This is a genomic window from Photorhabdus kleinii (assembly GCF_025384885.1).
Classification (GTDB): domain Bacteria; phylum Pseudomonadota; class Gammaproteobacteria; order Enterobacterales; family Enterobacteriaceae; genus Photorhabdus; species Photorhabdus kayaii.
In genome coordinates, this window is sequence record NZ_JAJAFY010000021.1 from 1 (window position 1) to 19,483 (window position 19,483).

General features: G+C 40.8%; 19 protein-coding genes, 4 tRNA genes and 3 pseudogenes. 5 read left to right on the forward strand and 21 right to left on the reverse strand.

Features of this window, described 5'->3' with window-relative positions; translation table 11 throughout:
* Positions 1-1,692: 1,692 nt before the first annotated feature.
* The 4 genes and pseudogenes from LG003_RS11545 to LG003_RS11560 form a co-directional block, all read right to left on the reverse strand.
* Positions 1,693-1,869: a hypothetical protein gene (locus LG003_RS11545; RefSeq protein ID WP_262980780.1), complete on the reverse strand. Its 177-nt coding sequence runs from the start codon at positions 1,867-1,869 to the stop codon at positions 1,693-1,695.
* Positions 1,870-1,874: 5 nt separating this feature from the next.
* Entirely contained in the window at positions 1,875-2,747 is an 873-nt protein-coding gene (locus LG003_RS11550; RefSeq protein ID WP_112876175.1) for a phage tail protein, read from the reverse strand.
* A 441-nt stretch (positions 2,748-3,188) separates the two neighbouring features.
* On the reverse strand, positions 3,189-3,818 hold the full coding sequence (locus tag LG003_RS11555) for a tail fiber assembly protein (RefSeq protein ID WP_112876255.1): 630 nt from the start codon (positions 3,816-3,818) through the stop codon (positions 3,189-3,191).
* 9 nt (positions 3,819-3,827) lie between these two features.
* Positions 3,828-4,823, reverse strand: a pseudogene (locus LG003_RS11560) (phage tail protein); the annotation flags it as partial.
* 459 nt (positions 4,824-5,282) lie between these two features.
* On the opposite strand from LG003_RS11560, the pseudogene LG003_RS11565 reads away from it, so the two are divergent.
* A pseudogene (locus LG003_RS11565) lies at positions 5,283-5,540 on the forward strand (helix-turn-helix domain-containing protein); the annotation flags it as partial.
* Positions 5,541-5,785: 245 nt separating this feature from the next.
* Here LG003_RS11565 and LG003_RS11570 read toward each other — a convergent pair.
* Positions 5,786-6,103, reverse strand: coding sequence for a hypothetical protein (locus LG003_RS11570; RefSeq protein WP_112876176.1), 318 nt, complete (start codon positions 6,101-6,103; stop codon positions 5,786-5,788).
* Between the two features lie 419 nt (positions 6,104-6,522).
* Here LG003_RS11570 and LG003_RS23435 point away from each other — a divergent pair, with 419 nt between their 5' ends.
* On the forward strand, positions 6,523-6,957 hold the full coding sequence (locus tag LG003_RS23435) for a type II toxin-antitoxin system HicA family toxin (RefSeq protein ID WP_390894127.1): 435 nt from the start codon (positions 6,523-6,525) through the stop codon (positions 6,955-6,957).
* Between the two features lie 61 nt (positions 6,958-7,018).
* The gene (locus LG003_RS11585; protein ID WP_112876177.1) at positions 7,019-7,426 is read left to right on the forward strand and encodes a type II toxin-antitoxin system HicB family antitoxin; all 408 of its coding nucleotides are present in this window, start codon (positions 7,019-7,021) and stop codon (positions 7,424-7,426) included.
* Between the two features lie 36 nt (positions 7,427-7,462).
* On the opposite strand, the gene LG003_RS11590 is transcribed toward LG003_RS11585, so the two are convergent.
* The 15 genes from LG003_RS11590 to cydA all read right to left on the reverse strand — a co-directional run bounded on the left by LG003_RS11590 (position 7,463) and on the right by cydA (position 16,717).
* Positions 7,463-7,520 (reverse strand) — tRNA-Lys (locus LG003_RS11590).
* A 45-nt stretch (positions 7,521-7,565) separates the two neighbouring features.
* Positions 7,566-7,705 (reverse strand) — tRNA-Lys (locus tag LG003_RS11595).
* Between the two features lie 35 nt (positions 7,706-7,740).
* Positions 7,741-7,816 (reverse strand) — tRNA-Lys (locus LG003_RS11600).
* 35 nt (positions 7,817-7,851) lie between these two features.
* A tRNA-Lys gene (locus LG003_RS11605) sits at positions 7,852-7,927 on the reverse strand.
* Positions 7,928-8,074: 147 nt separating this feature from the next.
* The gene (cpoB, locus tag LG003_RS11610) at positions 8,075-8,845 is read right to left on the reverse strand and encodes a cell division protein CpoB (RefSeq protein WP_262980781.1); all 771 of its coding nucleotides are present in this window, start codon (positions 8,843-8,845) and stop codon (positions 8,075-8,077) included.
* A gap of 9 nt (positions 8,846-8,854) precedes the next feature.
* Positions 8,855-9,355 carry a peptidoglycan-associated lipoprotein Pal gene (gene pal, locus LG003_RS11615; protein WP_112876179.1) on the reverse strand — a complete coding sequence of 167 codons (501 nt, stop codon included), beginning with the start codon at positions 9,353-9,355 and terminating at the stop codon, positions 8,855-8,857.
* Positions 9,356-9,397: 42 nt separating this feature from the next.
* Positions 9,398-10,690 carry a Tol-Pal system beta propeller repeat protein TolB gene (tolB, locus tag LG003_RS11620; RefSeq protein ID WP_112876180.1) on the reverse strand — a complete coding sequence of 431 codons (1,293 nt, stop codon included), beginning with the start codon at positions 10,688-10,690 and terminating at the stop codon, positions 9,398-9,400.
* 132 nt (positions 10,691-10,822) lie between these two features.
* Positions 10,823-11,884 carry a cell envelope integrity protein TolA gene (tolA, locus tag LG003_RS11625; RefSeq protein WP_262980782.1) on the reverse strand — a complete coding sequence of 354 codons (1,062 nt, stop codon included), beginning with the start codon at positions 11,882-11,884 and terminating at the stop codon, positions 10,823-10,825.
* Between the two features lie 45 nt (positions 11,885-11,929).
* Complete coding sequence (gene tolR, locus LG003_RS11630; protein ID WP_112876182.1) at positions 11,930-12,355, reverse strand: colicin uptake protein TolR; 426 nt, start codon at positions 12,353-12,355, stop codon at positions 11,930-11,932.
* Between the two features lie 11 nt (positions 12,356-12,366).
* Positions 12,367-13,062: a Tol-Pal system protein TolQ gene (gene tolQ, locus LG003_RS11635; RefSeq protein WP_036812848.1), complete on the reverse strand. Its 696-nt coding sequence runs from the start codon at positions 13,060-13,062 to the stop codon at positions 12,367-12,369.
* Entirely contained in the window at positions 13,059-13,463 is a 405-nt protein-coding gene (ybgC, locus tag LG003_RS11640; RefSeq protein ID WP_112876183.1) for a tol-pal system-associated acyl-CoA thioesterase, read from the reverse strand. Before ybgC ends, tolQ begins: the two co-directional genes overlap by 4 nt.
* A gap of 112 nt (positions 13,464-13,575) precedes the next feature.
* A complete protein-coding gene (gene ybgE / locus LG003_RS11645) occupies positions 13,576-13,866 on the reverse strand; it encodes a cyd operon protein YbgE (protein ID WP_112876184.1) in 291 nt (96 codons plus the stop codon).
* A complete protein-coding gene (cydX, locus tag LG003_RS11650) occupies positions 13,860-13,982 on the reverse strand; it encodes a cytochrome bd-I oxidase subunit CydX (RefSeq protein ID WP_112876185.1) in 123 nt (40 codons plus the stop codon). The genes ybgE and cydX overlap by 7 nt, the downstream gene beginning before the upstream one ends.
* A 12-nt stretch (positions 13,983-13,994) precedes the next feature.
* Entirely contained in the window at positions 13,995-15,134 is a 1,140-nt protein-coding gene (cydB, locus tag LG003_RS11655) for a cytochrome d ubiquinol oxidase subunit II (protein ID WP_112876186.1), read from the reverse strand.
* Positions 15,135-15,148: 14 nt separating this feature from the next.
* The gene (cydA, locus tag LG003_RS11660) at positions 15,149-16,717 is read right to left on the reverse strand and encodes a cytochrome ubiquinol oxidase subunit I (RefSeq protein ID WP_262980783.1); all 1,569 of its coding nucleotides are present in this window, start codon (positions 16,715-16,717) and stop codon (positions 15,149-15,151) included.
* A 695-nt stretch (positions 16,718-17,412) separates the two neighbouring features.
* Here cydA and LG003_RS11665 point away from each other — a divergent pair.
* Entirely contained in the window at positions 17,413-17,628 is a 216-nt protein-coding gene (locus LG003_RS11665) for a hypothetical protein (protein WP_262980784.1), read from the forward strand.
* 65 nt (positions 17,629-17,693) lie between these two features.
* Positions 17,694-18,531: pseudogene (locus tag LG003_RS11670) on the forward strand (IS982 family transposase).
* Positions 18,532-18,625: 94 nt separating this feature from the next.
* Here the strand turns inward: LG003_RS11670 and LG003_RS11675 are convergent.
* Complete coding sequence (locus LG003_RS11675; protein WP_262980812.1) at positions 18,626-19,387, reverse strand: IS5 family transposase; 762 nt, start codon at positions 19,385-19,387, stop codon at positions 18,626-18,628.
* Between the last annotated feature and the right edge of the window lie 96 nt (positions 19,388-19,483).

A 19,483-nucleotide genomic window follows, 5' to 3' on the forward strand; every position in this document is an offset into this window, starting at 1 on the left:
TATTATATTTGTAAAAGATGTTCTATTAAAGCTTTTTATTAAATTATTTTTCAATTTTAAAAATAGGAAAATCCTCAGAATGAGAGTCGTTTTACGGGTTTATCATCTTTTTAACAGCGAATTCAAATCAATAATAATTGCGTTTTTTAGAAAGATAGTTAATTGAATTAAATCGAGGTCTATTAGCCATTAGTAGTGAGTTAAAAAGAAATTAGAACACAAAAGAAATATTATCCAACCAACTGGTATTTAAGCGTTTTATCGCCATTATTTTATGAAGAAAGACATAAAAGGTAGCAAAATAAAAAAATGGACAAAACGGTTAATGTGGCAAGATTTAAGCCCTGAAAAAAGCTTGATTGCCCAAAAAAACATAAAGGGTAGCGACTGATGAAAACTACTCAAGATTGCCAGTAATACTTCATTAATAAAGATAAAAATCAGGTATGATTAATGTTTTTTAAACATAAAATACGATATACCATAATGATTAAAATTAATAAAAAGCAGACGTGAAAAATGGTAAAAAAACTATTAAAACCTTTTATACCGATTAAATCCAAGAGTTAAAACTATGACTTTTAACCATCGTTTAAAACCCATCCATCATAAAACCATCAGTGAGAAATGAGAAATGAGAAATGAAAATTGACTTTGTTAATGCTTATATATCCAGAAAAAGATAGATAAAAATATGAATAGTTAATCAGATAATCTATTTTCCATAAGTAACTAGCTTTAATAACATTTTCAACCAAGGAATAAATTTTTTATAAACATGAAAAACATGAAAAACATGAAAAACATGAATAATAAAGCCCTAAAATAAATTATTTAATATAATATCAATCAGCATTCATAAAGATAAAAAATGGCATTTAATGGCATAAATACGGCACATTATATTTTTGAAGCTGATGGTTTTAACCTTTTACATAAAAAAGTAAGTATAACATCTAATAAGGAGTCCGTTCTGTTATGTAGTTCAAAATTTTTGTTAACAAACATGTTTTCTAATTTGACAATAAATGCTAATTTTAATACAAATTATGTGGTGGATAATTAACATCATGTTATCCTGTAATTTAAAAATAAACTTATCTAAATTGGAAATAAAATATGAAAATGCAAAAACAAGTACATAATAATATTCCTCTCCCTTTAAAATCGCACAGCGATAAGTAATATTAAAATAATCTATTGTTTATATACCCTATGGATTTCAAGATGCATCGCGACGGCAAGGGAGTGAATCCCCGGGAGCATAGCAAACTATATGACCGGGGTGAGCGAGTGCAGCCAACAAAGAGGCAACTTGAAAGATAACGGGTATATAACTGGTATTCCAGCTTCAGTAGCAAGTGGAATAATGAGTATGAAATGGCTTTTTATTCAAACTCTGGTCACATTGATTTTAATTTTTATAGCAAAATTGGTTTTTAATATTGGTGTTAAAAGGTATTCAAAATATATAACGTGAGGAAACGTAATGAAATTGGGAATTATTTCAGAAAGCCATAGATCGCATTCTAATTCAGATAAAGTCGGTGATTTCTTAGATTCACTTGAAATAAATAAAAAAACATTTAAACATACCAATATGGGATGAGTCAATTTGGAATGAAGTAAAAGATCCTAAATGGCATGAATGGAGTTTAATACCAGAATCTTTGATGAATGCTGATGCTTTTATTATTGTAGTTCCTGAATGGGAAGAATGGTTCCACCAAAACTAAAAAATTTACTTTTATTATTCAGTGATAACGAATTAGTGCATAAGCCAGCATTGCTAGTGTCAATATCCGCTCGATCAGCCTCAATAAAGCCGGAATAACCGGCTTTATTCTTACTGCAAACGGCTACAGCCACTAGAATTATGCTGCCCTTACGATGTAGTTAAATGCTACGTTGCGGGGCCTATTTTCGTTAGCGGTTGGAACTTGTCTTGATGCATCAATGTCAAAATATGTAAGATCAGTACTACTGCCGCCATTTGCTGAACGTGTATCTGCCGTAGCATATCGCGACGATGCCATAACACCATACACAATAGGCGTCTGGGGAGCACCGCCCATCTGAGCATGTATAACTTGAGTTGACCCTGTAATATTTCTGATTGCATCTCCCTGCCAAGACAAAAGACCACGACCACCATCAACACCTCGATTATCATCCCATCCGCGGATAAATTCTCCTCTTAAATCAGGTAATCTACCGCCAGGATAAGCTTCCGCCAACTTCGGATACTGTAATTTATTAAAAGGTGAACCATTACAAATAAAATAACCAAAAGGTGGATGGGGTAACGGCCAAGGAATAGGAGAACCCACAGGTATATTAATCTCTTCACGTAATGAATTTATTACTTCCTGAACAAGCTTTTGTGTGGCCGCCAATGTGTCGCTATTACCAATCACATTTGTAAGCTGAACAACACCTTTTTGTGTCAATGAGGCACTGGGAATATCTGTTGTAATTTTTTGTTCTATCGCTTTATTTAATTGAGCGGTAAGTTTGGCTACATTTCCATCATCCAGAACATCATTACCAGACTGTGTCGCGATAAAATCAGCGACGACAGATGATATGGTTGACGACTGACGTAACACCTTATTTAATAAGTGCGTGGGAACATTCTCCGGAGAAAATCCTGTCTGTAAACTCTGGTTTTCTTCATATTTTTCTTGACTAATGACATTTGCATTATTACTAATAGAAAAAGCCTTAAAATCATTCTTGTGACTCATATATTTTCCTTAAATTAAATAATGTTATTTTATAATCAACATATTGAATTATTGTAAAAATAATCTCCTGTAATTCATGCTAATCAAAGTCTAGTTCAGGAAAAAAATAACACAGTGTTCTTATTACTTATAAGTTTAACCGTTTTTGTATCATTGGCAGTAATAAGTAGTTCAGCATTTTAAAATCTAAAATATACCCTCAAATTTATATTTAACATTTGGAAATTATTTCTCTTTTATTTCTTCTATCCCTTCCAATGACTTCTTCTGTTTTAAGTTCCAAGATGAACCTTTTGGCATCTGAATAAAAATATCTAAGCAACCGTGTTCTGAAATATCATCAGGTTTTCCATATTAATAAAACACACGTTCGTTGTTTTCATTGACACATTTAAATCGTTAGTCATAAAAAACGTAAAAAATAAAGCCGGTTATCCGGCTTCAATTACTTGGCTGTTCCGGCCACTCAATATCTGGAGCTTGCAGAATATCGACACGGCTCAATAATACAAAATACTTTTTCCAAGCCATCAATGCTATTTTCTCTGCTTCTGTTGCCATTTCAACATCAACAGTATGTTGCAATAATGTAACTACTTCATTTGCATGTTGACGCAATGTATCTCGCTGTTGTTCTGCCTGTTCAATCTGACTGGCTTTTATTGCAGCTTCATCAGTGACCCATTCTTTTCCGGTCCACTTATCAAAATGAGTAGCAGGTTTCTTGAATGTTAGCGTATCTGATAATTCACCGATTTCTGTTACCTCAACAGGCAAACGAGTTTGCGTGTTGTAAGCTGTTTTCCCTCGGTAATCAGGTACAATTTCCCAATATTTACCATCTTCACTGCGACAAACCGCTTTGTCATCATAATCTGGAAATTCTGGCGCATCAGTATAGGAACTAGCTGGTAGCCCTACTCCCTCCATTAGATATTCCGGGCGAGCGAAAATAAACTCACGGGAATATGGTGCAACATGATAAATTGTCAGCCAGCCGGCCTTTTCTGCTAACCCATCTTTACCTAATACTGCCACTTCAGATTCTAAAGAATCTTTTTGTTCGGCCATTATGCTGCATGCTGCTCTCACTACATAATTAAATGCTATGTTACGGGGACGGTTTTCATTCGCAGTTGGCACAGTGCGAGATGCATCAATGTCAAAAATTGTAAGATTAGTACTACTACCGATATTTGCTGAACGTGTTTCTGACATAGCAAATAGTGACGACTCCATGACACCATTCAAAACAGGCGTCTGGGGAGCACCGAACATCTGAGCATGTATAGCGTGAGTTGCACCTGTAATGTTTCTGATTGCATCTCCTTGCCAAGACAAAATCTCACGTCCACTATCAACTCCTCGACTATCATCCCATCCTCGGATAAATTCTCCTCTTAAATCAGGTAATCTGCCGTCAGGATAAACTTCCGCTAACTTCGGATACTGTAATTTATTAAAAAATGCACCATTACAATTGAGATAGCCGATAGGTGGATAGGGCAACGGCCACGGAATTGGAACACCAACAGGAATATTACTAGCTTCTTTATTTTGTCTATCTATTTCTTCCCTAGAATACGTTCCCACATCCGCCGCATTCAAATTGATATCCTCAGTCAACACTTTACCATTGACTTTTCGACTATTAGGCACTCTGCCATTAATATTTTCATACAGTGAGCTTACTATTTCCTGAGCCAATTTTTGCGTCACGGCCAATGTATCACTGTTACCGACTTCATTAGTCAGTTGAACAACACCTTTTTGTATTAATGAAGCACCAGGAATTTCTGTTGCGAATTTTTGTTCTAACGCTTTATTTAATTGAGTGGTAAGTTTGGCTATATCACCATCATCCAGAATGTCATCACCAGATTGTGTCGCGATAAAATCAGCAATGACTGATGATATTGTTGACGATTGACGTAATACCTTATTTAACAAGTGAGTGGGAACATTATCCGGTGGAAACCCAGTCATCAACACCTTACTTTCTTCATATCCTTCCTGACTGACTACATTTGCATTATCACTAATAGAAAAAGCCTTAAAATCATTCTTGTGACTCATGCACTTTCTCCTTAAATTAAACAATATTATCTTATAATCAATATATTAAATTATTATAAAAATAGTCTTCATTGCAATTCACACTAATTAAAGTCTAGTCCAGAAAAAGAATGTGGTTCAATATTTTTGAATCAAAATATACCTTACAAATTTATATTTAACATCTGGAAATTATTTTTATTTTATTCTTTCTATTTCATCCTGTAATTTTTTCTATTTTAAATTCCAAACTGAATATTCTAGCATTTGAACAAAAATATCTAAGCGGCAATGTTCAGGAATATCATAGGATTTTCCATCTTTGTAGAAGACACGCTTGTTGTTATCATCGATGCACTTAAGTTGCCAGTTCTGAAAATGTGTCGGTAAATGAGAGTGCTGACACTGGAAGATTTCAATAATATGATGGAGCTACCGGGTTAACGCGGTTATCGACAAAGTAGAGCTGTGGAGTGAACAATGAGCATTAAACCCATTAGAACAGAACAAGACTATCAAGAAGCATTAAAAACTGTTGCCTCTCTGTTTGATAATCAACCTGAAATCGGCACACCTGAATTCGCCCATATGGAAGTTATGGTTCTACTGATTGAAGTCTATGAAGCAGAACACTACCCTATCGACCCGCCAGATCCAATCGAAGCTATCAAATTCAGAATGGAACAATCTGGATTGATGGTCAAAGACTTAGAGACTGCAGTTGGCAAAATAAATCGAGGACACTGAGAAGTCCCCAGAAAATGAGACAGGCATAGAGTGTTTGTGATCCACCGATTGCTCAACCAATTCAATGGAATCACCTCTATGCCTGTTCGTAATGTATGTCAGATCTTTTTCCCGTACGCCTTAGCGCTATTTCACAAATATCGACAGAATGCCCTGATTAATGCCACTGTAATGATGTTCAGAGGTGCACCACTGACGTTGACCAACCTTGGACATTTTCTCGGGAAAGGCTCATGTTAAAAGAGAGGATTATTATTCGACCCAACCTCCACTTCAATTTCTGCGTTTAAATAACTGGCGAGATTAGTAGCTGTAACTTTATAGTAGTAAATAAGATTAGGAGGCGGTACAAGTATTTCAGTTCTGCCGGGATAGATCTCTATAGAATTATACAGAGTATAATCTCCAACTAAGGATGCCCAGTAGCTACTCACTTTAACTAGCGCTAAACTAACGTTTTTTATAGTTATATGAGGTTGGTGAGCAGGAACTAATATACTGCCATTCTTATAAATATCAAGAGTCTGATTAGGGTTTATATATACTCGTGCCATTTTATTGTTTCCTTATTATTACGGTTATTTGACTGTCTATATAGCAGGTGATCTTATCGGTGAAATTTAACTTAGCATTTACTCTGAGTAGTTAAATATTGAACTTTATCAGTGATGTAAAAATAATAAGATAACCTCATGGTTATATCAGTATTAAATGATTAGTAGGCAGAATTTTTTCTGGAATACATTAAATCTCAGCATTAAAATCAATCAGGTTAATTATGATCTATACATTGGTATAATTTGGAAAATAAAATAATGATGAATATTGTCTAAATAAAATTTCAAAATTGCAGATCCCTTGAAAGGAACTAAGTCCGATTTTTGCGATCTGATTAGTCGTCAAATCAAAACAAATCACTAACCAGTTGAGTAATGCCGTCATTACTCCAATATCTAGAAATAAACGCCGCCAGATGAAAACCAGCGATAAAGACTATGCACGCGGGTTGATGGCCATGTTGATGCTACATCAGGGAATATCAGTTTCTCATGTCGCCAGAACCCCTTGCGCCGCCCGCGCTTCAACCAATCACTGGATAAACGGGTTTACATTTGTCATGTTTCGCTCCTATAAAAAAACAGGCACAACACCTACAAACATATTGATAGCGGAATTAATGTATGGGTATTATACCCATACATTAACCAAAGGAGGATTGATGGGTAGTGCAGAGCTAATAAAACTCCTAATAGCTGACGGATGGGTTAAAGCTAGACAAGACGGTAGCCATATCACTCTAACTAAACCCGGTGTTGCGAAAATAATCACAATACCACATCCAAGAAAAGACTCATCAAAAGGTGTCATCCGGCAGGCGCAAAATATTTCAGGGCTGAAATTACTATGATAAGGCATAACAGGCGCAGTTATACCGCCCTTTATTTGCAAAGCTGATTAGAGGTAATACTATGATTTATCCACTCTTTATATTTAAAACAGAAGATGGGTTTGACGGTTACTTCCCCGATGTCGAAGGCTGTTTTTTTGCTGGCAACACTTTAGAAGATGCTATCCGTGATGCAGAAAAAGCATTTGGGCAACACATGAATGTTTTAACCGAACACGGCGGCTATGTCCCTGCCCCTAAAGACTCATCCGATTACATTGGTGATCCTCGTTTGTCTGAGGATGGAGGGGTTATTGCTCTTATCGAGTTAGATCCAGCAAAATATGAGTCAAAAGCCATCAAATTCAATTTAACCATGCCTGGCAATCTATTAACTGCTATAGATCGCTACATTGAGAAAAACAGACACTATAAAAACCGATCTGCTTTTCTAGCTGAGTTAGCCAGAAAAGAAATAGCTCACCACTAACAGATTTAGGGTAGGAAACTGCCCTAAACAAAATTCTGCTCGGCTCGAACCTGCAACCCATTGATTAAAAGTCAACGGCTCTACCGATTGCGCTAACGACCCATCTATGGGGAATTTGTTTTTAACCGCAGCTTTAAGATGGTGGGTCGTGCAGGATGACTCGGCCTGTGGCCTCGCCCTTCGGGCCAGCGCTCACGCGCTGTTGTCTCGCTTCGCTCGGCTCGAACCTGCAACCCATTGATTAAAAGTCAACGGCTCTACCGATTGCGCTAACGACCCATCTAGGAGATTTGTTTTTGAATGAAGCTTTAAGATGGTGGGTCGTGCAGGATTCGAACCTGCGACCAATTGATTAAAAGTCAACTGCTCTACCGACTGAGCTAACGACCCATCTAGGGGATTTGTTTTTGAATGAAGCCTTAAGATGGTGGGTCGTGCAGGATTCGAACCTGCGACCAATTGATTAAAAGTCAACTGCTCTACCGACTGAGCTAACGACCCATCTTGTGACTTCTCTCGGCAACGGCGGCATATATTACTGATTTCTCCACGCCACGCAATGATTATTTTTAAAAATTACGTTTAAATGCTTATTAAATGCTCAACCAACCCCGAAAATGTATTACTACACCCTTCCGGGGCCAATAATTACAGCGTAGAAAGCTTTTTCTCCGCCAATTTAGCTGCATTCGAACCAGGATATTGTTTCATGACCTGTTGATAAACCGATCTTGCTTTATCCTTCTGGCCCTTGTCCTGCATGATTAAACCAACCTTATAAAGCGATTCACCACTCTTCTGCGACTTTGGATACTCTTTTACTACCGTAGCAAAGTAATAAGCGGCTTCGTCTTTCTTACCCTTGTTATAATGAAGTTGCCCTAACCAGTAATTAGCATTGGGCATATAACTCGATTTTGGATAACTCTTCACGAAACGCTGAAAGGCTATAATCGCTTTATCGTACTCTTTGGTATTCACCGCCAAATGAACAGCAGCATCATAATCACCCTTCTCACTGCCCGTGCCGACAGATGATGATGCCTGATTGCTACTATTATTACTTGCCGTTGAAGAAGCTGTATTTGCAGTAGGTTTACTCCCCTCAGAACTGGTAGCCCCTTCCAGTTGCTGATAAATATCCTTCTGCCGCGCTATAATCTGATTGAGCTGATACTGATTCTCCTGAATCTGCCCTCGAAGCATGTCAATATCACGTTGAGAATCAGCAAGTTGCTGCTGGAGCTGAGTTAACAGCTGACTGTGAGCATTGGAAATACGCTCTAGTTGGGTAAGGCGCTCATCGGTAGAACCCGATCCGACATTACTGATTGGCGCTTGGGCAATAGCGGCCCAAGGAACCGCTACGCCAACCAATAACGACAGACCCAAAAAATGATGTCTGAAGTTACTGTTCATGAACTACTCTTAGTATGCCAGTACTGCGCGACGGTTTTTAGCATAGGCGGCTTCGTCGTGACCCAGTACAGCAGGTTTTTCTTTACCGTAAGAGACGATAGAGATTTGCTCACCGGAAACACCTTTGCCTTGCAGGTACATTTTCACTGCATTAGCACGGCGTTCACCTAATGCGATGTTGTACTCAGGAGTACCACGTTCGTCAGCATGACCTTCTACAACAACTTTGTAAGATGGGTTGTTGCGCAGGAATGCCGCGTGAGCGTCTAGCAGCTGAGTAAAATCTGAGTTGATGTCGTATTTGTCAAAACCGAAATATACGATGTTGTTGTTTTGTAGCTCTTGCATTTGCTGACGAGCTAATTCCTCTGCTGACAGACCCGCATTAGTTTCGTTAACAGTGCCTACACCAGTCTGATCGTTATCAGCATTCTTGTTAGAACTACACGCTGCTACGGCCATAACTGGTAAAGCTAACATCAGCCCTTTTAGCACTTTGTTCAGTTGCATCTCTTTGATCCTTTTAAAATTTGCCATACATATTATTATGCATCACAGATACGGCGACCAGGCAGGAAATTTTACCTGTCCATCGGTTGCCGGAAGACGCGCTTTGAAACGCCCGTCAGTCGAAACTAGCTGCAATACAGTCCCCAACCCTTGGGTGGAGCTATAAATCACCATAGTGCCGTTAGGTGCGATACTCGGCGTTTCATCCAGGAACGTGTCCGTCAAAATTTGAACGGCTCCCGTTGCCAGATCTTGTTTAGCTATGTGCTGCTTACCACTCTCTGAGCTGACCATCACCACAAAATTGCCATCTGCGCTTACATCAGCATCCTGGTTTTGTGTGCCTTCCCAAGTGAGGCGTTGCGGAGCACCGCCATTAATATCGATTTTGTATAACTGTGGACGGCCACCCTGATCAGAGGTATAAACCAAAGTCTGGCTATCCGGCATCCAACTTGGCTCAGTATTGTTACTGCGGCCATCTGTAACCTGACGAATCTGAGACGAACTCAAATCCATCACGTAAAGATTCAAACTACCCGATTTAGACAGAGCAAATGCCAATTTACTGCCATCAGGGGAAAATGCAGGTGCACCGTTATGACGCGGGAAGGAAGCAACCTGACGTACTTCACCACTCGCCAAAGTTTGAATAACCAAGGCAGAATGGCCACTTTCAAATGTCACATAAGCCAGTTTGGCACCATCAGGAGACCATGCCGGCGACATCAACGGTTCTGGCGAACGGTGAACAGTGAACTGGTTGTAACCATCGTAATCAGATACACGCAGTTCATACGGATATTTACCGCCATTAGTCTTTACAATGTAAGCCAGGCGAGTACGGAATGCGCCTTTGATGCCCGTCAGTTTTTCAAATACTTGATCACTGGCTGTATGCGCAGCATAACGCAACCATTGTTTGGTCACTTTAAACTGATCCTGAGCAAGTACTGTACCCGGAGCACTCGAAGTATCAACCAACTGATAAGAGATCAAAAAACCACCATCTGCGCTTGGTTGAATCTGCCCAACAACAACAGCGTCAATCCCCAACGCCGACCATGCAGCAGGTGTTACCTCAGATGCCGTCGTTGGTTGCTGTGGCATACGGCCGATATCAATAGGGTTAAATTTACCGCTGTTGCGAAGATCAGCGCCAACGATCACCCCTATCTCTTCCGGTGCATTACCCGCTCCAGTCCATTTAAAGGGGACAACGCCAATAGGACGTGCAGAATCGACACCTTGGGTGATCTCGATACGAACTTCTGCGTAAGCAACCGTGGCCCACAACATTAAAATGCCTAGTACTACTTTAAAAGCCTGCCTCATTAATCTCTCCCTTATCACGATGGAATAGTCGCAATAATTCGCAGAATATTAACAAACGTCAACAAACAAAACCAGATAGCTTAATAACATTGAATGGTTTTGTTTGTTATTAACAACTTCTAAATAACAACTTTATTGAGGTTTGAAATCAAGCAGCGCGTTTTTAAACGCTTCATAAACCTCCTTGCTTGGCGGTTTCGGAATTTTCGCTTGTTTAGCCGCCGCTACCGCCGCTTGGCACAACGCCTGGTCTCCCCCCTCTGACTTTACATCAATTAACAAGCCATCAGGAGCAAGTTTAATCCGTAATGCACAGGTACGCCCACGATACATGCTTGGATCGTAAAACTTATTCTGTATCGCTATCTGGATCTGCCCCAGATAGTTATTAATGTCAGCATTTGAAGCGCCACTTTTCTTACCGCCACCTTTACCGGCGGCAGAAGCCCCTCCCTGCTGTTTCGGTGCATTGGAAGTTAAGCCACCCAGTAAGTCATCAACTTCACTTTCCTGTTTAGCGGCTTGCGCAGCAGCTTTTTTCTTAGCGTCAGCTTCGGCCTTGGCTTTAGCCTTTGCATCTGCCTCAGCTTTGGCTTTAGCATCCGCTTCAGCCTTGGCTTCTGCTTTAGCCTCAGCTTCTGCTTTGGTTTTCGCTTCTTCCACAGCTTTTTGTTTAGCAGCAGCCGCTTTCTTAGCTTCAGCTTCGGCTTTCTTCTGTGCCTCAGCCTGCTCTTTAATCAGTTTTTCTTTTTCAGCCTTAGCCTTTGCCGCAGCTTCTTCTGCCTGTTTTTGCTCTTCACGGGCTTTGTTTGCTGCCTCTACAGCCTGCTTTTTCTGTTCTTCCGCTGCCTGTTGCGCTTTAATTCGCTCTTCTTCTACCGCTTTTAAACGTTCCTGTTCTTCAGCCTGTTTTTCCCTTAATTCAGCGCTCTGCTGTTCGGCTTTCTTCTTTCGTAACTGTTCTGCACGCTTAGCATCAGCCTGTTGTTGTTGCTGTTGATTGTACTGTTGTACTACCGCATTCGAATCGACCATAACAGCATCAATAACAGAACCATCCTGACCACCACCACCCATTTCAGTTTTTCGTGTCAGGGAACCCCAAATAAGTAACCCAATCAAAATAATATGCAACACAACCGAAACGATAACAGCGCGATTTAATTTATTGTTTTGCCCGTTTGTCTTTCCCACGCTCGATATCCAAGATCTTCAAATAACAGCAACTGCCGGCCAAACTCAGATAGGCTGAGTCATTAAGCCAACGGATTTCACACCTGCCTGATGCAGCATGTTGAGTGCCTTAATAATCTCATCGTAAGGCACTTCTTTCGAACCACCGATCAAGAAAACGGTTTTTGGATTCTCTTTTATTCGTGCCTGCGCTTCCGCAATAATCTGCGGCTCAGGCAATAATTCCAATCGTTCATGGTTAACTATCATGGTGTACTGACCAACACCAGAAACCTCCACGATTACCGGTGGATTATCAGAGTTAGAAACCGTTTTAGAATCTACCGCATCCGGCAGATCAACCTCTACGCTTTGAGTGATAATCGGCGCTGTTGCCATAAAAATAAGCAACAGAACCAGCAATACGTCCAGTAAGGGAACGATATTGATTTCGGATTTCAGCTCACGCTTGCGACTACGAGTGCGTGCCATAGCCTCTCCTACTATTTGTTCTCTGCTTTATTTTCAGCAGCGAAAGCCTGACGATGCAAAATAGCCAAAAACTCTTCCATAAAGTTATCGTAATTTTGCTCCAGCTTATTAACACGCTGATTCAAGCGGTTGTATGCCATAACTGCCGGAATCGCCGCAAACAGACCAATCGCCGTTGCAATCAACGCTTCTGCAATACCCGGCGCTACCATTTGGAGAGTGGCCTGTTTTACCGCACCTAACGCGATAAATGCATGCATGATCCCCCAAACTGTACCAAATAGACCGATATATGGACTAATTGAGCCAACTGTCCCCAAGAATGGAATATGACTTTCCAGCGATTCCAATTCACGATTCATTGAGATACGCATTGCACGCGAAGCCCCTGTTACTACCGCTTCTGGAGCATGATTATTTGCATGGCGCAGACGGGCAAATTCTTTAAATCCAGAATAAAAAATTTGTTCTGTTCCACCTAAAGAATCTCGACGCGACTGACTTTCCTTATATAAGCGTGATAATTCAATACCCGACCAGAATTTATCTTCAAACGCTTCCGCTTCTCGAGTTGCTGCATTGAGAATTTTGGTCCTTTGAATAATGATCGCCCATGAAGCAACGGAAAAGCAGATCAAAATAAGCATGATCAGCTGCACCAAAAGGCCCGCTTTCAGGAATAAATCTAGAATGTTCATGTCAGTCACTGCTTAAACTCCGCGACAATAGACTTTGGAAGCGCAATTGGCTTCATTTGAGATGTATTCACGCAGGCGACTAAAACTTCTGCGCTGTTAATAATTGTTCCATTTCCATCAACAATGCGTTGAATAAATGTCAAAGACGCTCTACGAATATCCGTAATTTCACTCTGCACCTCCAACATATCATCAAGCCGGGCCGGGGCTCGGTAATCAACCATCATACGCCGAACAACAAAGGCAATTTGTTCATCAAGTAAACGCTGTTGATGAATTCCATGCTGACGTAACATCTCAGTACGTGCTCTTTCATAAAAGACAACATAACGGCCATTATAAACTATCCCACTCACATCTGTATCTTCGTAATAAATACGAATGGGCCACCGGAACAACGTATTACTCACTTTCAATCCTACATAAGGCGAATTAACGCTGCCACTATACTTAAGACAATGCGGCTTTGGAATAATGTGCAAATAAAAAATTTATGGGTTAAAAGCCCCATAACATGCAAAATTAACGCACAAAGAAATGATACAAACCCCAAATCAAAATCAAGAATGCCGGCAGAGGAGAGAAAAAGATACGCCAGACAATATTTCTTGGCTGAAAACCCACCCCGAAAGTCACACCTGTACATACAGACCATATTAGCAAAATACTTTGCCAAATCTGCAATGAACTGGTGTTAGCCGCAAAACGAGTAGGGTCCCAGAATACACAAGCCGCAAACACTAATGCCATAATAAGGATAAGGCCCCGTACAGGACCTTTATCCATTAGCCGATAATATTTATCTATCAACACGACTTCTCGCCATTTTTAGCGGCTTTTTCTTCTTCATTATGCTCAAGCGCCAAGGCTGCGATTATAGCGAAACTACACGCCAAGAGCGTTCCGAGAATCCAAGCAAAATACCACATGCTTTATGCTCCTTAGTACAGTGAATGTTTGTTATCTTCAATAAAGCTTTTATCCAAACGCCCAAACATTTTGTAGTAACACCAAATGGTATATCCTAGAACAATTGGGACAAAAATCAATGCAACTACAGACATGACACGCAGCGTCATCAGGCTTGAAGTGGCATCCCACATCGTCAGGCTGACGTTAGGATCAGTGATTGAAGGCATCACAAATGGGAACATCGTTACACCGCAGGCCAGAATGATGCCAGCAATTGTCAGTGAAGAGAACAGGAACGCCCACCCAGCTTTATTCATACGCGTCATCAGCATCGTCAGCAAAGGCGAAGCCACACCCAGTGCCGGTAGTACCCACAACCACGGATAGTTGTTAAAGTTAGTCAACCAGGCACCCGCCTGATGAGCGACTTCTTTATGTAACGGATTAGACTGAGCCATTGTATCCAAACCGCCAGTCACAACATAGCCATCAATACCATAAATCAGCCATACACCTGCCAACAGGAAAGCCACCATTGTCACCAGCGCACAGAGATAAGTTGCGACACGAGAACGCAGACGTAGCTCACCCGTAGTACGCATTTGCAGATAAGTTGCCCCCTGAGTCACAATCATCATCAAGCTGATAATTCCCGCCAATAAACCGTACGGGTTGAGCAATCCAAAAAAGGAGCCGGTATAGAACAGACGGAGTTGGGAATCAACGTTAAACGGCACCCCCTGTAATAAATTACCGAATGCCACACCGATAACTAATGGTGGAACAAAGCTACCGACAAATATTCCCCAATCCCACATGTTACGCCACTTGCGGCTTTCCAGTTTGGAGCGGTAATCAAAACCAACCGGACGAAAGAACAACGCAGATAACACCAAGATCATAGCAACATAGAAGCCAGAGAATGCCGCGGCATAAACCATCGGCCATGCGGCGAACAGCGCTCCACCGGCAGTAATCAGCCAAACCTGGTTACCATCCCAATGCGGCGCCACTGAGTTAATCATGATGCGACGCTCAGTATCGTTTTTGCCGATGATACGTAATAGGATACCGACTCCCATATCAAAACCATCAGTTACCGCAAAACCGATTAGCAATACACCAATCAGTAGCCACCATATAAATCGTAGTACTTCATAATCAAACATAAGTGGACTCCTGTTTACTGAGCATCGGGTGCTGAAGTTGTTTTCTGTTCAAAATGGTAACGACCCGTTTTCAGGCTACTTGGGCCAAGGCGGGCAAATTTGAACATCAAAAACATTTCTGCAATCAGGAATAAGGTATAAAGGCCACAAATCAGCGCCATAGAGAACAAGATATCGCCGGCAGTTAAATTGGAACTCGCCACCGCAGTTGGCAGAACTTCACCAATTGCCCACGGTTGACGACCATATTCCGCCACAAACCAGCCTGATTCTATGGCAATCCACGGCAATGGAATACTGTACAGTGCTGCGCGTAGCAACCATTTTTGTTTACCAATGCGGCCACGGATAACACTCCAAAACGCCAGACCGATCAACAGTAACATCAGGAAACCTGCTGCAACCATGATACGGAATGCAAAATAGAGCGGTGCAACCCGAGGAATAGAATCTTTTGCGGCTGCTTTGATCTGTTCTTCACTGGCATCAGTCACTTTGCTGGTATAACGTTTCAGCAACATGCCATAACCCAGATCTTGTTTATTTTCATTGAATGCTGTACGAACAGTCGGGTCTGTGTTACCTGCACGCAATTCTTCCAACAGATGATAAGCCTTTATACCATTACGAATACGCTGCTCATGCTGGTCCATCAGATCACGCAGGCCAATGACCGGAGTATCAACAGAACGGGTAGCAATCAGCCCCATAAGATAAGGGATCTGAATGGCATATTTGTTTTCCATTTTATCCTGATCCGGGATACCTATCAGTGTAAAAGCGGCCGGAGGTGGCTGAGTTTCCCATTCAGCTTCGATGGCGGCCAGCTTAGTCTTCTGTACGTCGCCCATTTCGTAACCAGATTCATCACCCAACACAATAACAGACAGCACAGCGGCGATACCAAAACTTGAAGCAATCGCAAATGAACGCTTAGCAAATGGAATATCACGGCCTTTAAGCAGGTAGTAAGAGCTGACACCGAGAACGAAGATCGCCCCTGTCACATAACCCGCGGCAACGGTATGAACAAATTTCACCTGAGCAACCGGGTTCAGCACCAGTTCAGAGAAACTTACCATCTCCATACGCATGGTTTCAAAGTTGAAATCAGAAGCAATTGGGTTTTGCATCCAACCGTTAGCAACCAAAATCCAAAGTGCAGAGAAGTTAGATCCTAATGCGACCAACCAAGTTACCGCCAGATGTTGTGTCTTACTGAGACGATCCCAACCGAAGAAGAACAAGCCTACGAATGTAGACTCCAGGAAGAACGCCATCAGGCCTTCAATCGCCAGAGGCGCACCGAAAATGTCACCGACATAGTGAGAGAAATATGACCAGTTAGTCCCGAACTGGAACTCCATAGTCAACCCTGTTGCAACCCCCAGAGCAAAGTTAATACCAAATAACTTGCCCCAGAATTTTGTCATATCTTTATAAATTTGTTTACCAGAGAGCACATATACCGTTTCCATGATCGCCAGCAAAAACGCCATACCAAGCGTTAGTGGAACGAATAGAAAGTGATACATTGCAGTTAAGGCAAACTGTAATCGTGACAGTTCGACAATATCAAACATCTTGACTCCTTGCTCCTAGCAGGAAGACACCGACTTGCGGCAACCTGACTTCATATAAGCACTTTTCTCAAAGTACTCATGTGGAAGCCTCGTAACTACCAGCAATAAATGCCTTTAAAATAACAACTCATAACCAAGTAAATTAAAAACTAATTAGACTAATAGTATAGTACGCTTATATTCCCATACAATAAATAGGTTTTACGTGATTCAGATTAGAATTCTGAATATAGGTCAAGAATTGCGGTCATTGTTTAATGGGAATTAACTTGATCCAAGTCAATTTAAGCAAATTAAAACAATAATGCTATAGTAATAACTTGATTTTAGGTATCTTTTTCTGGTTAGTGTTAATTACTTTGTCTATTATTTCATTTTGGTTGATATATTGTTAATTATTTGTTTATTTAGATAAATATTGATTTCTATATTGATGTAAAATGACTTTTAAAATTAACTTGTTATTTTGATCCTTAAGAAAATATTATTATTAACTTTGCATTAACAGTGAGATCACCACCATTTAGCTGTCATTCAGATAGCATAATGACACGCAGCTAGAGAACTAAACTTCCCTCTTAACAATAAATCTCTTCAAACTCAGCTAAACGACTTAGTATCTTAAGTTACACAGTCCAACAATAATTGTGTAAAAATATTTTACACAACAGAAAAACTGCACGTACCAGCAGGTAATGACCAATATCGCATTATTACATTCACATGGTACTACAAAGCAGAAACATTCTGATATTTTTAAAGATATAGAGCTTATGAAAAAGCTAAAAGTTGAGAGCAGAAAACCGGTTGAATTAGAAAACTCGCCTACAGAGCCAGCAAATTATTTTGGCCTTCCCAGAATAGCATTCTCCAAAGATTCTAAATTACCCGAATTCTGGATAAGAAATTGACATGAAGCCTGTTCCAGGAGCAGTGTTTTGGTGCATGCCGAAATAGCTCCGAGGTGGAACAGGCTATGGACAACTTAGTTGAAATTTTCTGTGATGTCGATGATTTTTGCCGTTTTTTCATCCTTCAATGGGAACAATTTTGTCTCGATAGCGGGCATCGTTTACGCCGCCGACAAGGTCACATGTTTCCCAGTGAAATCATGACCATTTTGATCCTTTTTCATCGGTCGCATCACCGGGATTTTAAACATTTTTATTTAGAACATATTTGGAAATATCACCACAACGATTTTCCCACCTTACTCAACTATCCCCGTTTTGTCAGTGTGGCCCCTTCCGTTTTGGTGCCACTATGCAGCTATCTGACGCAATTAAAAGGAAAACCCACAGGCGTTGCTTTTATTGATTCCACCCGTTTGAATGTCTGCCATAACATTTGCATTCCTCGACATAAGGTCTTTGCGGGGATAGCCAAGCGCGGAAAAAATTCAATGGGATGGTCTGGCGCTTAAAATCACTGCCGGTAATGTGGATGTTCGGGAACCTGTTCGCGAATTAACAACAGAATTAACGGGTTCGCTTTACGGCTATAAAGGTTATCTCAGTCAGGAACTGGCAGACGATTTAGGCAAAACCGGCGTCACTTTCGTCACCCAAAAGCGCCGAAATATGAAAGCCCAGCTGCTGGCTGAGTGGGATAAGATAATGTTATCAAGGCGTTTCATCATCAAAACGATTAATGGGCAATTAAAAACCATTTCTCAAATAGCGCATTCTCGCCACCGAAGTATAACGGGATTTATGTTGACCGTTTTAGGCGGTTTGATGGCTTATTGCCTTAAATGGAAGAAGCCATCACTGAAAGTTTTCTATTCGGAAGACGATTTTTCAGTGACGGCTTAAACAGAATTCGGGTTAAATTAGTTTCAGATCAAGTTTTTAATTCCATATATTTTCCTCCTCTTACTAGGGGCTGTTTACCTTTCGGGTACATAATTTATTCAGCCCACATAGGCAACCAGATAATGATAAAACCCAGAGCCAGCATACTGGCGTAATTACGTTCCAACTTATCGTATCTTGTTGCTATTGCACGAAAATGTTTAATTCTGGCAAACACATTTTCCACCAAGTGGCGGTAACGATATAAACATGTATCAACATGCTTATCGGCCTTTCGACGGTTTTTCTTGTAGGGAATGACCGGCGTTGCGCCTTGTTGTCTCACGATAAGCCTGAAGGCTTCGCTATCGTAACCTTTATCCGCAATCACAAAATCCGATGGCGGTGACTGAGACACCAGACTTTCAGCATGAACGATGTCGTGTGTTTGACCACCGGAAAGCTCAAAATGCACAGGTAAACCGTCACTGTCCACGGCCAAATGGATCTTGGTTGACCATCCATCCCGACTTTTTCCTATCGATTCATTTTCTTTAGAAGCCGCGCCTGCACTGTGTTGATGAGCCTGCACAATACTCCCATCAATGAACAGCCACTCTGTATCAGAATATTCAGATAACAATTTAAATATTAAATTAAAAATATCTTTCTTTGCCCATTCATTAAAACGTCGAAAGACGGTATTCCATTTCCCAAATTCAGGCGGTAAATCCCGCCAGGGACAACCGGTTCTCATGCGGTAAAGGCTCCCTTCAAAGGTCAGGTGATGTTCTTCTTTGTGATAAATAAGCCCACTATGTTGCATGAATACAGCTAGCGTATTCCATAGGGGTTTTGATAACATGGTTCTCGGCATGATGGTAAGGCATGGTTGGTTTTTGGCGAAAGCAATTATACCCAATCATCATGCTGTTCAATAAGCCCTCTCAAAACGTCAGCAGCCCCTAGATAC

What these genes read in the sequence shown, in the direction of transcription:
- LG003_RS11555 (WP_112876255.1), bottom strand. Translation starts at nt 3,818, where the DNA reads ATGGCCGAACAAAAAGATTCTTTAGAATCTGAAGTGGCAGTATTAGGT.
- LG003_RS23435 (WP_390894127.1), top strand. Translation starts at nt 6,523, where the DNA reads ATGAAAACCAGCGATAAAGACTATGCACGCGGGTTGATGGCCATGTTG.
- cydB (WP_112876186.1), bottom strand. Translation starts at nt 15,134, where the DNA reads ATGTTTGATTATGAAGTACTACGATTTATATGGTGGCTACTGATTGGT.
- LG003_RS11550 (WP_112876175.1), bottom strand. Translation starts at nt 2,747, where the DNA reads ATGAGTCACAAGAATGATTTTAAGGCTTTTTCTATTAGTAATAATGCA.
- LG003_RS11665 (WP_262980784.1), top strand. Translation starts at nt 17,413, where the DNA reads ATGACCAATATCGCATTATTACATTCACATGGTACTACAAAGCAGAAA.
- LG003_RS11675 (WP_262980812.1), bottom strand. Translation starts at nt 19,387, where the DNA reads ATGCCGAGAACCATGTTATCAAAACCCCTATGGAATACGCTAGCTGTA.
- cydX (WP_112876185.1), bottom strand. Translation starts at nt 13,982, where the DNA reads ATGTGGTATTTTGCTTGGATTCTCGGAACGCTCTTGGCGTGTAGTTTC.
- cpoB (WP_262980781.1), bottom strand. Translation starts at nt 8,845, where the DNA reads ATGAACAGTAACTTCAGACATCATTTTTTGGGTCTGTCGTTATTGGTT.
- pal (WP_112876179.1), bottom strand. Translation starts at nt 9,355, where the DNA reads ATGCAACTGAACAAAGTGCTAAAAGGGCTGATGTTAGCTTTACCAGTT.
- LG003_RS11585 (WP_112876177.1), top strand. Translation starts at nt 7,019, where the DNA reads ATGATTTATCCACTCTTTATATTTAAAACAGAAGATGGGTTTGACGGT.
- cydA (WP_262980783.1), bottom strand. Translation starts at nt 16,717, where the DNA reads ATGTTTGATATTGTCGAACTGTCACGATTACAGTTTGCCTTAACTGCA.
- LG003_RS11570 (WP_112876176.1), bottom strand. Translation starts at nt 6,103, where the DNA reads ATGGCACGAGTATATATAAACCCTAATCAGACTCTTGATATTTATAAG.
- tolB (WP_112876180.1), bottom strand. Translation starts at nt 10,690, where the DNA reads ATGAGGCAGGCTTTTAAAGTAGTACTAGGCATTTTAATGTTGTGGGCC.
- tolR (WP_112876182.1), bottom strand. Translation starts at nt 12,355, where the DNA reads ATGGCACGCACTCGTAGTCGCAAGCGTGAGCTGAAATCCGAAATCAAT.